This window comes from Hydrogenophaga palleronii (assembly GCF_031457455.1).
GTDB lineage: Bacteria > Pseudomonadota > Gammaproteobacteria > Burkholderiales > Burkholderiaceae_C > Hydrogenophaga > Hydrogenophaga palleronii_A.
Map to the genome: position 1 here is coordinate 1 of NZ_JAVDWU010000007.1, position 13,683 is coordinate 13,683.

General features: G+C 65.9%; 9 protein-coding genes. 4 read left to right on the forward strand and 5 right to left on the reverse strand.

What is annotated here, in order from left to right; genetic code table 11:
• Positions 1 to 91 precede the first annotated feature (91 nt).
• The 4 genes from J2W49_RS16175 to J2W49_RS16190 all read right to left on the reverse strand — a co-directional run bounded on the left by J2W49_RS16175 (position 92) and on the right by J2W49_RS16190 (position 5,698).
• Positions 92 to 727, reverse strand: coding sequence for an L-threonylcarbamoyladenylate synthase (locus J2W49_RS16175; RefSeq protein ID WP_310318374.1), 636 nt, complete (start codon positions 725 to 727; stop codon positions 92 to 94).
• Between the two features lie 59 nt (positions 728 to 786).
• Positions 787 to 1,695, reverse strand: a complete 909-nt coding sequence (locus J2W49_RS16180; RefSeq protein ID WP_310318376.1) for a DMT family transporter — start codon at positions 1,693 to 1,695, stop codon at positions 787 to 789.
• A 21-nt stretch (positions 1,696 to 1,716) separates the two neighbouring features.
• Positions 1,717 to 2,571, reverse strand: a complete 855-nt coding sequence (locus J2W49_RS16185; RefSeq protein ID WP_310318379.1) for a 3',5'-nucleoside bisphosphate phosphatase — start codon at positions 2,569 to 2,571, stop codon at positions 1,717 to 1,719.
• Between the two features lie 157 nt (positions 2,572 to 2,728).
• Positions 2,729 to 5,698 carry a phosphoenolpyruvate carboxylase gene (locus J2W49_RS16190; protein ID WP_310318383.1) on the reverse strand — a complete coding sequence of 990 codons (2,970 nt, stop codon included), beginning with the start codon at positions 5,696 to 5,698 and terminating at the stop codon, positions 2,729 to 2,731.
• A 133-nt stretch (positions 5,699 to 5,831) separates the two neighbouring features.
• Here J2W49_RS16190 and hemC point away from each other — a divergent pair, with 133 nt between their 5' ends.
• From hemC to J2W49_RS16210, 4 genes are read left to right on the forward strand one after another with little or no spacing between them, the layout of a single operon-like run.
• Complete coding sequence (gene hemC / locus J2W49_RS16195) at positions 5,832 to 6,788, forward strand: hydroxymethylbilane synthase (RefSeq protein ID WP_310318386.1); 957 nt, start codon at positions 5,832 to 5,834, stop codon at positions 6,786 to 6,788.
• Between the two features lie 4 nt (positions 6,789 to 6,792).
• Positions 6,793 to 7,650, forward strand: coding sequence for a uroporphyrinogen-III synthase (locus J2W49_RS16200; protein ID WP_310318390.1), 858 nt, complete (start codon positions 6,793 to 6,795; stop codon positions 7,648 to 7,650).
• Complete coding sequence (locus J2W49_RS16205; protein ID WP_310318394.1) at positions 7,647 to 8,819, forward strand: uroporphyrinogen-III C-methyltransferase; 1,173 nt, start codon at positions 7,647 to 7,649, stop codon at positions 8,817 to 8,819. Before J2W49_RS16200 ends, J2W49_RS16205 begins: the two co-directional genes overlap by 4 nt.
• Positions 8,819 to 10,135 carry a heme biosynthesis HemY N-terminal domain-containing protein gene (locus J2W49_RS16210; RefSeq protein ID WP_310318398.1) on the forward strand — a complete coding sequence of 439 codons (1,317 nt, stop codon included), beginning with the start codon at positions 8,819 to 8,821 and terminating at the stop codon, positions 10,133 to 10,135. Before J2W49_RS16205 ends, J2W49_RS16210 begins: the two co-directional genes overlap by 1 nt.
• Before the next feature lie 154 nt (positions 10,136 to 10,289).
• Here J2W49_RS16210 and J2W49_RS16215 read toward each other — a convergent pair whose 3' ends face one another.
• Complete coding sequence (locus tag J2W49_RS16215) at positions 10,290 to 13,340, reverse strand: Rne/Rng family ribonuclease (RefSeq protein ID WP_310318401.1); 3,051 nt, start codon at positions 13,338 to 13,340, stop codon at positions 10,290 to 10,292.
• Between the last annotated feature and the right edge of the window lie 343 nt (positions 13,341 to 13,683).

Below are 13,683 nucleotides of genomic sequence, written 5' to 3' on the forward strand. Positions count from 1 at the left end.
CTTGCCGGGGGGCGACCCCGGCTGCGTTTCGCGCCTTGCGCATGGCCTTTTTGATCCGCAACGCATCTTGGAAAAATAGTGTGAACAGGCCCTAGAGTCCCAAGGGAGCCAAGGCGCCTTGCCCTTCGCGGATCACCTCCGGTTCACCGCCACTGCCCATGGCGGTGAGGTCAATCACGGTGGTGGGTTCGAGCGCACAGGCACCGGCATCGATCACGCCGGCCAGGTCATGCTGGAAGCGCTCGCGGATTTCGCTCGCGTCGTTCAAGGGGGCGGTCTCGCCGGGCGGAATCAGGGTGGTGGCCAGCAGCGGGCCGCCGTGCAAGGCCAGCAGTTCGAGCAAGGTGTGGTGTCCGGGTACGCGCAGGCCGATGGTCTTGCGCGATGGATGGCTGAGCCGCCTTGGCACTTCCTTGCTGGCTTCGAGAATGAAGGTGTAGGGCCCAGGTGTGGCCAGCTTGAGCAGCCGGTACTGCCGGTTGTCGACCCGCGCGTAGCTGGCCAACTCGCTCAGGTCCCGGCACAGCAGGGTGAGGTGGTGCTTGTCGTCCACCTGGCGGATCCGGCGCAGGCGATCGGCAGCGGCCTTGTCGTCCAGATGGCAGACCAGCGCATAGCTGGAGTCGGTGGGCACGGCCAGCACGCCGCCGCGTTCCAGCAATTGAGCGGCCTGTTTGAGCAGGCGGGGCTGCGGGTTGTCGGGATGGACTTCGAAATACTGTGACATGTGCCTATTGTGCGTGGGCCTGTGGCGAGCGCAAAACGCGGCGCCGCCAGCGTTTCGTCTCAGGCTTCCGGTGGTTCGACCGGGAGCCGCTTCTCACGCGCAGTCAGCCAGCTTGCCGTGGCACCGCACAACACGATGAGTGCGATGCCGCCCAGCTCCAGCCGGCCAGGGATGTGGTCAAACACCACCCAACCACAGAGCATGGCGAAGCCGATCTGCGAGTAGAGAAAGGGCGTGAGCGTGGAAGCCTTGGTTCTGGCGAACGCCAGAATCAGGAGGAAGTGCCCTACGGTGCCCGCCAGGCCAATCAGGCACAGAAGGGCAAAGGTGCGCAGGTCAGGCATGCCTTGCCAGATCAAGGGGAGGGCGGCGGTGGCGATCAGCGCGCCCACCCAGCCGGTGTAGAGGTGCATGGTCATGGGGTCTTCGGTGCGCGCCATCTTGCTGGTGAGAATCTGGAAGCAGGCATAGCTGAACACCATCACCAGCGGGATCAGGCTGGTCCAGCCGATCATCGCGTCGCCCGGTTGTATCACCATCAGGGCGCCCGTGAAGCCGCCGGCCACCAGCACCCATCGCAGCACGGAAACGCGTTCCTTCAGGAGCAAGGCCGCCAGCAGGGTCACAACCAGCGGTGTGGTCATGACGATGGCGGTGAACTCGCCCACCGGCATGTACTGCACGCTGACGAAGGACAGCACGCTGACCATGAGCAGCAACAGACCACGAACGACCTGGTATCGGGGGTGTTCGGTTTGCAGCAATTGGCGGCCTTGCCTGGGCAGCATGAACGCCGCCACGGCGACCGCCTGAAACACGTAGCGGAACCAGACCGCGACGAGGATCGACATGGAGGCGCCAACCACTTTGACCGTGGTGTCCAGCACGGCAAAACAGGCGGTGGCCAGCACGAGGAATGCCACCCCAAGCACCGATGGTGGCAGCTTGTCCAGGAAACGGGCAGGCATGAGCGAAAGACTCTCTGCCTCTCAGTGGATGCGCGATTCCAGCAGTTCCCAGACCGGGGTCACGCTGCCAGGCAGGAAGGGCAGCTTGCCCAGATCGGTGTGGCTTTCTTCAGGGCTGTGGAAATCACTGCCTCGTGAGGCTGCCAGATCGAATTCCTGGCAGTAATCGGCGTATTTCACGTAGTCGGCCTGGCCATGTGCACCGGTCATGACCTCGACGCCTTGTCCGCCCAGGGTCTTGAATTCGGTGAACAGCGCGTACTCTTCATTGGCGGTGAGCTTGTACCGGCCCGGGTGCGCAATGATCGCGACCCCGCCTGATTCGGTGATCCAGCCCACAGCGTCACGCAAGCTCGCCCATCGGTGTGGCACAAAGCCGGGCTTGCCCTCGGTGATGTACTTGCGAAAGACCTCATTGGTTTCCTTGCAGACGCCTGCCTCGACAAGGTAGCGTGCAAAGTGCGTGCGCGAGATGAGTTCGGGGTTGTCCACGTATTTCAGCGCCCCGTCGTAGACACCAGGAATACCCACCCTGGCCAGGTCGTCGCTCATGGCCCTGGCGCGCATTTCCCGGCCACCGCGCGTGGCGCGCAGGCCGTTGACCAGAGCAGGGTGGGTGTGGTCCATGCCCAGTCCCACGATATGCACCGTGGTTCCGGCGAAGGTGACGGAAATCTCTGCGCCGGTCAGGTAGCGCAGGCCAGCGAGGCGTGCGGCTTCAATGGCTCGGTCCTGTCCGCCAATTTCGTCGTGGTCGGTCAATGCCCACAGTTCCACGCCATTGGCCTTGGCGCGCTGGGCCAGGACTTCTGGTGTGAGCGTGCCGTCGGACACGATGGAATGGCAATGGAGGTCGGCGTTGATGTATGGGGTCACCTGGGCATTCTAGGTTTTGCCGAATGACCGCGCTGGCGCATGGCAAAGTGGCGGCATGAACGAAGCAGCGCCCACCAAGGACACCTCTGGACCGGCTCAGCCAGGTTGCAAGTGTGCTCTCCTTGGGGGGTGACGGCCCGCAGGGGCGACGCGGGGGTTACCCTGTGTTCCGCAACCCGGCTGCAATGCCGTTGATCGAGATGTGGATGCCCCGGCGGACGCGGCCGTCTTTTTCGGCATCGCTTTCCCCAGCGCGGTACCGCCGCACCAGTTCCACCTGCAGGTGGTGCAGCGGATCGATGTAGGGAAATCGGTGCCGGATGGAACGCTGCAGCGCGGCATTGCTGACCAGCCGTTGCTTGGCGCCGGTGATCATGTTCAATGCGTCAACCGTGCGGTGCCATTCCGCCTGAACGGTGGAAAAAACCTTGTTGCGCAACCGCCGGTCTTCGACCAGCTCGGCGTACCGCGACGCCAGGGCGAGGTCGCTCTTGGCCAGCACCATGTCCATGTTGGACAACAAGGTGCGAAAGAAGGGCCATTGCTTGACCATCTTCTGCAGCAAGGCCTTTTGCCTGGCAACGCCCGATGGGCCATTCTGGTGAAGAAAGGCCTGCACCGCCGAACCAAAGCCGTACCAGCCCGGCAGCGTGAGCCGGCATTGGCCCCAGCTGAAGCCCCAGGGAATCGCCCGCAGGTCTTCAATGCGCTGAGTCGCCTTGCGCGACGCAGGCCGGGAGCCGATGTTGAGTTCGGCGATTTCGCGAATCGGCGTGGCATCAAAAAAGTACTCGGCGAAACGTGGGGTTTCGTACACCAGCGCGCGGTAGGCCGCCATGCTGTGCAGCGAAAGCGCATCTGCCGCTTCCATGAACGCGGCCGGTGCATCGCGCGTGGTCTGCAGCAGGGTGGCTTCCAGCGTGGCCGCCACCAGGGTTTCCAGGTTGCGCCGGCCGATTTCGGGGTTGGCGTATTTCGACCCGATGACTTCCCCCTGCTCCGTCAGGCGGATCTGCCCGCGCACCGTGCCGGGTGGCTGGGCCAGGATGGCCTGGTAGCTGGGGCCACCACCGCGGCCCACGGTGCCGCCCCGACCGTGGAACATGCGAAGCCGGATATGGCCCCCACGCTCCACCGCTGCGCGGGTCGCTGCCCCCCCAGGGGGCTGATCCGGCTTGGGGCTGCCCGGCGCAGGATCGATGTGCCCCCACGCTTCGCCGGCGTTGAGTTCATCAAACAGCTTCACCAGCGCGGTTTCGGCGCGGTAGAGCTCCCAGTTGCTGGTGAAGATGCCGCCGTCCTTGTTGCTGTCTGAGTAGCCGAGCATGATGTCCTGCTCGCTGTACCCGTCTGCCTGGCCGCGCTGCACCATGGCGCGCACGCCGGGCAGTGCGTAATAGTCGCGCATGATGGGCGCGGCGTTGCGCAGGTCTTCGATGGTTTCGAACAGGGGCACCACGATCAGGTCGCAGACCGCGTTTTCGCCCAGCAAACCGTGCAGCAGGCCGGTTTCTTTCTGCAGCAGCAGCACTTCCAGCAGGTCGCTGACTGTCTCGGTGTGGCTGATGATGGCGTGCCGGATGGCCTGCGCACCCAGGCGCTGGCGCCCCAGACGGGCGGTCTCGAAAATGCTCAGCTCGCTCAGGCTGTGATCCGAATATGTGGCGCCCGGCACGCGCAAGGGGCGGGCATCGTTGAGCTGGCGCAGCAGCACGGCCTGTTTGCCGACTTCGTCGAGCTGGCTGTAGGCCGCCTCGATGCGCGCCACCGCCAGCAGCTCATGAATCACTTCCTCGTGCTTGTCCGAGCTCTGACGCAGGTCCACCGTGGCCAGATGAAAACCGAACACCTCCACCGCGCGGATCAGCGGGTGCAGGCGCGCGCTGGCCAGCGCTGCGCCGTGGTTCGCCACCAGCGACGCCTCGATCGTGCGCAAGTCGGCCAGAAACTCGGTGGCGCTTGCGTAGGGGTCTTGAGGCGCCACGGCGTGCCGCGCCGCTTCGCCGCCTGTGAGCTGGGAGAGGGTGGCGGCCAGGCGGGCGTAGATGCCGGTGAGGGCCCGACGGTACGGTTCATCCTGCCGGTGGGCGTTTCGGTCGGGTGAACGCTCGGCCAGGGCTTGCATGGCTGGGCTGACGCTGTTCAGCATCGCCGACACCGACAGCTCTGCACCCAGCAGGTGCACCTGGGTGAGGTGGTGGCGCAGCACCATGTCGCTCTGACTTTTGAGCGCCAGCTCCAGCGTTTCGGCCGTCACATTCGGGTTGCCGTCGCGGTCGCCGCCTATCCACTGGCCCATGCGCAGGAACGTGGCCAAAGGCTGGCCTGCCGTGCCCTTGTCCTTCAGGCCCAGCTCCAGGTCACGGTAGATCCTGGGGATCTGGGTCAGGAATGTGGCTTCGTAGTAGCTGAGCGCGTTTTCGATTTCGTCGGCCACGGTCAGCTTGGTGAAGCGCAGCAGCCGCGTCTGCCAGAGCTGCGTGACGCGCGCCCGTATCTGGGCTTCGTTGTCTGCCAGCTCGCGGGGCAGGCGCGCTTCACCGGCTTCGCGCTCGGTGAGCAGCCGGGCGATGGCGCGTTCGGCATCCAGAATGCTCTTGCGCTGCACCTCGGTGGGATGGGCGGTGAGCACCGGTGAAATGTGGCTTTGTGCCAGCGTGTGCAGCACCTCCGAAGGCGCGATGCCCGCCTTGCGCAGGCGTTGCAGTGTGAGCGCCAGGCTGCCTTCCTGGAGATCACCCGCCCGCTCGTGTACCGCGCGACGTCGGATGTGGTGGCGGTCTTCGGCCAGGTTGGCGAGGTGGCTGAAGTAGGTGAAGGCGCGAATCACACTCACCGTCTGGTCGCCGCTCAGTCCCTTGAGCAGCTTCTTCAGGGCCTTGTCCGCGGACTGGTCTGCGTGGCGGCGGAACGCGACAGAGAGCTGCCGGATCTGTTCGATCAGCTCGAACGCCGCTTGTCCTTCCTGCTCACGGATCACATCGCCCAGAATGCGCCCCAGCAGGCGAATGTCTTCAATCAGCGGCTTGTCCTTGTCGGCACCTGACCGAGGTTTCGGGGTCGTCGCAGCGGCCCTTGCCGGGGTCGTTGCAGGGGATGCGGCGGCGCGTGCGGGCTTTCGGTTCATGGAAGAGGGTGCTGAAATTTTGAGCAGCCCGCATGCTAGCATCCCAACGCTGTCAGCCCGTTACCAGGCAGGAACGAAAACATGGGTTGGCCGCTCATCTGCTTTGGCGCACCGACCCATCAGCCCACCCCCCATGAAGATCACCATCGCCACCCGCGAAAGCCGTCTTGCCCTGTGGCAGGCGGAGCACGTCAAAGCTCTGTTGGAGGCCCTGGGTCACACCGTCCACCTGCTGGGCATGACCACCAAGGGCGACCAGATTCTGGATCGCAGCCTCTCCAAGGTGGGTGGCAAGGGCCTGTTCGTCAAGGAGCTGGAGGTGGCGCTGGAAGAGGGGCGCGCCGACATCGCGGTGCATTCGCTCAAGGACGTGCCCATGGACCTGCCCCCGGGTTTTGTGCTGGCCTGCGTGATGGAGCGGGAAGATCCCAGAGACGCCTGGGTGTCGCCCGTGTGCGGCGGTTTGGCTGGTCTGCCACCCGATGCGGTGGTGGGCACCTCCAGCCTGCGTCGGCTGGTGCTGTTGCGTGAAGCGCTGGATCGCCTGGGCCGTCAGGACGTGCGCATCGAACCCCTGCGCGGCAACCTCGATACCCGGCTGCGAAAGCTGGACGAGGGTCAGTATCACGCCATTGTGCTGGCTGCGGCAGGCCTCAAGCGCCTGGGCCTGGCCGGTCGCATTCGCCATGTCTTCGAACCGGTGGAGTCGCTGCCTGCGGCAGGCCAGGGTGCGCTGGGCATTGAGGTGCGTGCCGGCCGGGATGACCTGATGGCTGCGCTGGCGCCCCTGATCCACATGCCCACTTGGCTGCGTGTGGCCGCCGAACGCACGGTCTCCAGGGCCATGGGTGGCAGTTGCTCGATGCCCCTGGCGGCCTACGCGCAGTGGGATGGCGAAGCGGCTTCGACAGGCGCTTCGGCATCCTTGTGGCTGGATGCCGCCTGGGGCGATCCTGAGGGTGCTTCACCGATGGTGCGTGTGCGAGACCAGGCGCAGGTCGAATCGCTCGAACAGGCGGAGGCCCTGGGCAGGCAGGTGGCCGATGCGCTGAAGTCGGCCGGCGCCCAGCCACCGAAACCGGAGGGCTGAAACCTTGACCCTCGCCACCGACCCTCGCGGACCCGCGCGGCTGAGTCGGCTCATCGTGACGCGGCCCGCGCCAGAGGCGCAGATCTGGACCGACGCCCTGTGCCAGCGCGCATGGCCAGCCCACGCCTTGCCCCTGATCGAGATCGGCGAGCCGAGCGACGTGGCGACCCTGAAGGCTTTGCAGGACTGGCGGCAACAGGTGTTTCAGGTCGATGCGGCCATGTTCGTCAGCGGCGCGGCGGTGACCCATTTTTTCGCAGGCATGGCGCCAAAGCGCGTAGCCTCGGCGCTCGCTGCCGGACATGCATCGACCCGCTTCTGGGCACCCGGGCCGGCCACCGCGGCCGCGCTGCAGGAGGCCGGCGTGCCGGTGGATCGCGTCGACGCCCCGGCGCAGGACGCGCCGCAGTTTGATTCGGAAACACTCTGGCCCGTCGTGGCACCGCAGTTGCATGCCGGCGCCCAGGTGCTCATCGTGCGTGGCATTTCATCAGGCGCGCCTGTCGACAGCGTGGCCGGCACCGGTCGCGACTGGTTGATCAGGCAGTGCCTGGCTGCCGGTGCCCGTGTGGAGGCGTGTGTCGCCTACGAACGCCGTGCCCCGGTCTGGTCACCCGGGCAGCAGGCGCTGGCCCGCGCCGCAGTGGGGCCCGACGCCGCGTGGCTGTTCAGCAGCTCGGAGGCACTGACCCATCTGCAAAGCCTGATGCCACAGGCCGGCTGGCAGGACACTTTTGCGCTGGCCACCCACCCCCGCATTGCACAAAGCGCGCTGGCAGCGGGTTTTGGACGGGTGGTGACCAGCCGACCGGCGTTGCGTGACGTGATGCTCGCCCTAGAATCGACGTGGAGTCACGCATGAATCAAGTCCCCAGCGAATCCCCTAGCGCCCCCCTTCCTCCGCCCACCTTGCCGCGTCCAGATCCTGGCGGACACACCGCGCACCCGTCCGCGGCGCGCGCCTCTGGGCAATGGGTTCTGCTGCTGGCCCTGGTGGTCGCTCTTGCTGCACTGGCCCTGAGCGGCATGCTCTGGCAAAAGCTGGATTTCACCCAGCAGGAGCTGGCCCGCCGCAGCCAGGAGAGTGGTGCCACGGCGGTGGAGGCCAGAACCCTGGCCACCCAGGCCGAAGCGCTCACCCAGGAGTTGCAGGCACGCTTGAGCGTGGCTGAGGTCCGGCTATCTGAGGTGAGTCTGCAGCGCAGCCAGCTCGATGAGCTGATGCTGACACTGTCCCGCTCGCGGGACGACAACCTGGTCCAGGACCTTGAAGCCGCACTGCGCCTCGCCCAGCAGCAAACCCAGCTCACCGGCAGCGCGCAACCGTTGATTTCAGCCCTGCAAGCGGTGGACCAGCGCATCGGGCGCGCAGCGCAGCCCCGGTTGAATCCGGTGCAACGGGCGATCACGCGTGACATTGAACGCATCCAGGCCGCTTCGCTCGCCGACATTCCGGCCCTGGTTTTGCGACTCGATGAGGTGGCGCGACAGGTCGATGAATGGCCCCTTCTGAACCAGGTGGGCCAGCGCGCTGTGGCCGCCCCCACGAAGTCGGCTTTGCCTGCGGTGGATACTGCTGATCAAAAGGTGGATTCACAGCCACCTGAGGCCAACCCCGGTGCCCGTGGCCTTGGTGAAGGTTGGGCGCGTGTGGCCGACTGGTGGACCGGTCTGTGGTCCACGATCTGGACCGACGTCACCCGCAGCGGTCGTGAGCTGGTGCGGGTCAGTCGCATCGATCAGCCCGAAGCGGTGCTGCTGGCACCCGAACAGGCTTTCTTCATCCGGGAAAACCTCAAACTCAAGTTGCTCAACGCGCGCTTGGGCTTGCTGGCCCGTCACATGGCGTCCAGTCAGGCCGACCTGATCGCCGTGGAAGCGGCGATTGCAAAGTACTTTGACACCTCGTCGCCGCTGGTGCGCGGTGCGCAGGTGGCTGTTAGCCAGGTACGCAAAGACATCGTGGATGGGGTGTTGCCACGGCCCGATGAAACCCTGGCGGCACTCAGCGCCGCTGCAGGAGGTCGTTGATGCGGCGCAAGCAAGGTGGCGCCATGCGCAGCGTTTTCTGGTTTCTGGGCCTGGCGGCACTGGCGGTGGCGCTGGCCTTGCTGGTCGGGCACAACCAGTCCACGGTCACCCTGTTCTGGCCGCCTTATCGCTTTGATGTCTCGTTCAACATGGTACTGTTTGCCCTGGTGGCAGGTTTTGTGCTGTTGTATGCCGGCTTGCGCGCCGTTTCGATGCTGCGCGACCTGCCTGCGCAGGCACAGCGCTGGCGTGCGCAGCAGGTGGAACGGGCGGCTGTGGGTGCTGTCATGGACGCCTTGTCCCACCAGCTCTCAGGTCGTTTTGTGCGGGCCCAGGCCGCCGCGCTGCACGCACTTGAGCAACTGAAGTCCGGCAATTCATCGCAATGGCCGCGCCGCCACCAGCTGAAGCTGCTGGCCCATCTGCTCGCGGCAGAAAGCGCTCAGTCGTTGCGCAATGCCGAGCAGCGCGATGAACACCTGCATGCAGCGCTGCACCCCAGACTGGCGGCCAAGGCGCCTGAGGCCCATGAGGGTGCCCTGCTGCGCGCGGTTCGGTGGGCGGTCGAAGACCGGAATGTCGAAGCAGCGAGAAGCCGTCTGGCCGAATTGCCTCAGGGCGCGGCTCGCCGGATCCAGGCGCTCCGCCTCAAGCTGAACGTGGCCCGCCTGGGCGGCGCGACCAGCGAGGCCCTGGACACCGCGCGGCTGCTGGCCAAACACGGGGCCTTTTCACCCGATGCTTCTCGCAGCATCGTGCGCGGGCTGGTTCAGGATGGCCTGCGCGAAGCCCACGATCTGACCCAACTGCGCAGCGTGTGGGAGGGCCTGGATGCGGCCGAGCGGCTCACGCCCGAACTGGCGGTGGCTGCGGCCATGCGCGCGAACAGCTTCAATGTCAACGCGGGCGACGACGATGGCGCAGAAGCGGCCAGACACGCAACGGCCGAGTTGGTTCGGAGTTGGCTGGACCCCGTGTGGGACCAATTCGAATCGCTGGACGAGACCCAGCAACTGCACCTGACCCGGGCGCTGGAACCGGCACTGGAACCCATCGATGCCGATTGGTTGTCCCGCCTGGAGCAGCGCCAGAGGCAGATACCGAACAACCCCTATCTTCAGTACCTGGCAGGGCAGGCCTGCATGCACTACCAGTTGTGGGGCAAGGCGTCACAGCTGCTGGGGCAGGCCAGTCACAGTCTGAGCGATCAGACGCTGCTGCGGCGCTGCTGGTGCGCGTTGGCACGGCTGGCCGAGGAGCGGGGCGATGAGCTGGCCGCCCATGACGCCTGGAAGAAAGCCGCGCTGCTGGAATAGGGCGGTACAGCGCGAAGGGCGCGTCAGCACCATGCCACGATCCTCCGTTCGCGCTGCATGAACACCCAAAAAAGAAGCCAGCCCGAGTGGGCTGGCTTCTTTTTTTGTTGGCGGCTGTCTGGTGCCGTCAATGACCGATCAAGGCCGGGCGACTTCAGTTGTTCTCGAACGGAAGCGTCATGTTGCGCAGGTCCTTGCGTGTCTCCACAAGCACCAGGGGACCTTCGTCCAGCACCACGGCGGGACGGGGTTCCCGGGGCACATGAATCGGCTTGGGTTCGGCAGCAATGGCGGCCTGTGCCTGTGCCACTTTTTCAGGGTTGGAATTCACCCATTCAAGTCCGCTGGACTGGGCCACCTGCTGCAGCGATTCGATGGACAACTCGAATGCCGGCACAGCGGGCAGGCCGGCGGCCACAGGCGTCGGCGTGGTCACAGGCGCGGTTGCCTTTTCTGCCTCTCGGCGCTCGACAGATGGTGCCACCTCTTCAGCCACGGCCTGCCGGGGTGTTTCGCTCGTCACAGGCGCTTGCGGCGCGGCCGCGCGATCGGCCGCAGGCTGCCCGGTGGGCGGGGTAGCCGCTGACGGGGCCGCTTCTGTGGGCAGGCTGAAGTAGCTGCTTCGCACCGGCGGCTCGTATGCGGCGTCGTCCTGGGCGGTGGCCGAAGGCGTCACCGGTTCGGCCGCTGCGGCGCTGGCCTGGCCAGCTTCTGCCTCGTCACGGGGTGCGCGCTCGCGTCGGTCGCGGCCGTAGCGGTCGCGACTGCGACGCTCACGCGGTGCGCGCGGTGCGCCGTCGTCTTCACGGCCTTCAGGTGCCTGGGTCACTGCATTTTCGTTGGTGTCGACGGCAGCGGTGCCTGCGTCACGGGCAGGCGCGAGGTTGCTGTCTTCCACGGTGCCCTGTGGCAGAGCTTCTGTGCCTTCTGCTGGCCCGCCGCGGCGACGGTTGTCGTTGCGTCCGCGGCGCTCGCGGCGCTGGGTGTCGGTGGCCTCACCGGCTTCGCTCTGTGCTGCGGTGCCAGCGGGCAGTGCGGTGGCTTCACCGGCTGGTGCCTCGCGGCGATTGTCCCGGCGACCTCCGTTGCGGCCTTCGCCGCGCTCGCCACGACCTTCGCCCCGGCGCTGCTCGCCGCCGCGGGAATCCTGGCGGCCTTCGGCCCGGCCCTCGTTGCGGCCTTCGCCACGAACGTCGGTGCGACCTTCAGCGCGACCTTCACTGCGGTTGTCTGGTCGCGCCTCGCTGCGACTGTCCGGGCGGCCTTCACCACGTCCGGCCACACGGGCTTCGCCGCGACCCGTGCCGCGTCCGCCTTCGCGGGAACCGCCACGTGCTTCGCCACCCTGGCGACCACCGCGTTGGCGGCCGTCGCGACCATCGCGGCGTCCCTCGGTGCGCTCCTCGCGCTCGCCCTTGGGTGCTGCGAGGGGTGCTGGGGCCGGCGCTGCTGCCGGGGCGGCGTCTGCACCAAACAGGCTCTTGAGCCAGCCAAAGAAGCCGGTTTCCACTGCCGCTGCGGCCTTGGCTGCGGGCGCGGCCACAGGCTTGGCAGGCACGACCGGTGCTACGACCTCTGGACGGGGTGCGGCCACAGGGGCGGGACCGTCAGGGAGCACGCCCTTGATCACGGGCTCCTGCTTGTTGCTGCGCTCCTGACTGCGGCGCGTGAACATGGCCACGTCGTCGGCCTCCTCGGCCATCTTGTAGCTCACGTCCAGGTTGTCCAGGCGCGGGTCGTCGTGCTTGAGGCGCTCGAGCTTGTAGTTGGGTGTGTCGAGCGACTTGTTGGGCACCAGCAGCACGTTGATGCGCTGCTTGAGTTCGATCTTGGTGATTTCGGTGCGCTTTTCGTTGAGCAGGAAGCTGGCCACCTCGACCGGCACCTGCACCAGCACGGCGGCCGTGCTGTCCTTGAGCGACTCTTCCTGGATGATGCGCAGGATCTGCAGCGCCGAGCTTTCGGTGTCGCGGATGTGGCCGGAACCACCGCAGCGTGGGCAGGGAATGGAAGCGCCTTCGTTGAGGGCGGGCTTCAGGCGCTGGCGGCTCATTTCGAGCAGGCCGAATTTGCTGATGGAGCCGAACTGCACGCGGGCGCGGTCCTGGCGCAGGGCATCGCGCAGGCGGTTTTCCACTTCGCGGCGGTTCTTCGACTCGTCCATGTCGATGAAGTCGATCACCAGGAGGCCACCGAGGTCGCGCAGGCGGGCCTGGCGAGCCACTTCGTCGGCGGCTTCCAGGTTGGTGCGGGTGGCGGTTTCTTCGATGTCGCCGCCCTTGATGGCACGGGCCGAGTTCACGTCCACCGCCACCAGCGCTTCGGTCTGGTCGATCACGATGGCGCCGCCGCTGGGCAACTGCACGATGCGGCTGTAGGCGGTTTCAATCTGGTGTTCGATCTGGAAGCGGCTGAACAGCGGTGCGTCGTCGCGGTAGCGCTTCACACGGTGCCCGTGCTCGGGCATCACGTGGCTCATGAACTGGTGCGCCTGCTCGAAGATGTCGTCGGTGTCGATCAGGATCTCGCCGATGTCGCTGTTGAAGTAGTCGCGGATGGCGCGGATCACCAGGCTCGATTCCTGGTAAATCAGGAAGGCACCTTTGGCACCCTTGGTCGCGCCGTCGATGGCGTTCCAGAGCTTGAGCAGGTAGTTGAGGTCCCACTGGAGCTCGGCAGCATCGCGGCCGATGCCGGCGGTGCGGGCGATGATGCTCATGCCGTTGGGGTATTCGAGCTGGTCGAGTGCGGCCTTGAGTTCCTGCCGGTCTTCGCCTTCAATGCGCCGGCTCACACCGCCGCCGCGTGGGTTGTTGGGCATGAGCACCACATACCGGCCCGCCAGGCTGACGAAGGTGGTGAGGGCTGCGCCCTTGTTGCCGCGCTCTTCCTTTTCCACCTGGACCAGCAGTTCCTGGCCCTCTTTGATCACGTCGTTGATGCGAGCTTGGTTGACCGGCACGCCGGCGGCGAAATACTGGCGCGAGATTTCCTTGAACGGCAGGAAGCCGTGGCGTTCTTCGCCGTAGTCGACGAAGCAGGCTTCGAGCGACGGTTCGACGCGGGTGACGACCGCCTTGTAGATGTTGCCCTTGCGCTGTTCGCGCCCTTCGATTTCGATTTCGTAGTCGAGCAGTTTTTGCCCGTCCACAATCGCCAGGCGGCGTTCTTCGGCCTGCGTGGCGTTGATCAGCATGCGTTTCATGATGCGTTTTCCTTCGTTCAAACACACAAGGACTTGCGGGCCGAAAGGCCGCACACGTCCCACCTGCCTTGAACCAGCGGGAAAAGCGAACGAGGGAGGGAATTGCCGGAGAGCCGTTGACCCGCGGTTCGGGGTGTGTTCGACACGGGCGGGCACATGTGTGCCGCGTCGAACCGCCGGGTCAGGGCGTAGGCGCGTGGAGGTGGGTGAACAGGGATGACCAGGGGGCTGTCAATGACATGGCTCTGGCCGGTGGGTCTCTGGTTTCACTTCGTCCTCACCCAGCCCGTTGACCGGGCTGGGTGACTGGGGTATTCCGTATTCGGGTTCGCGTTTTCTGTAG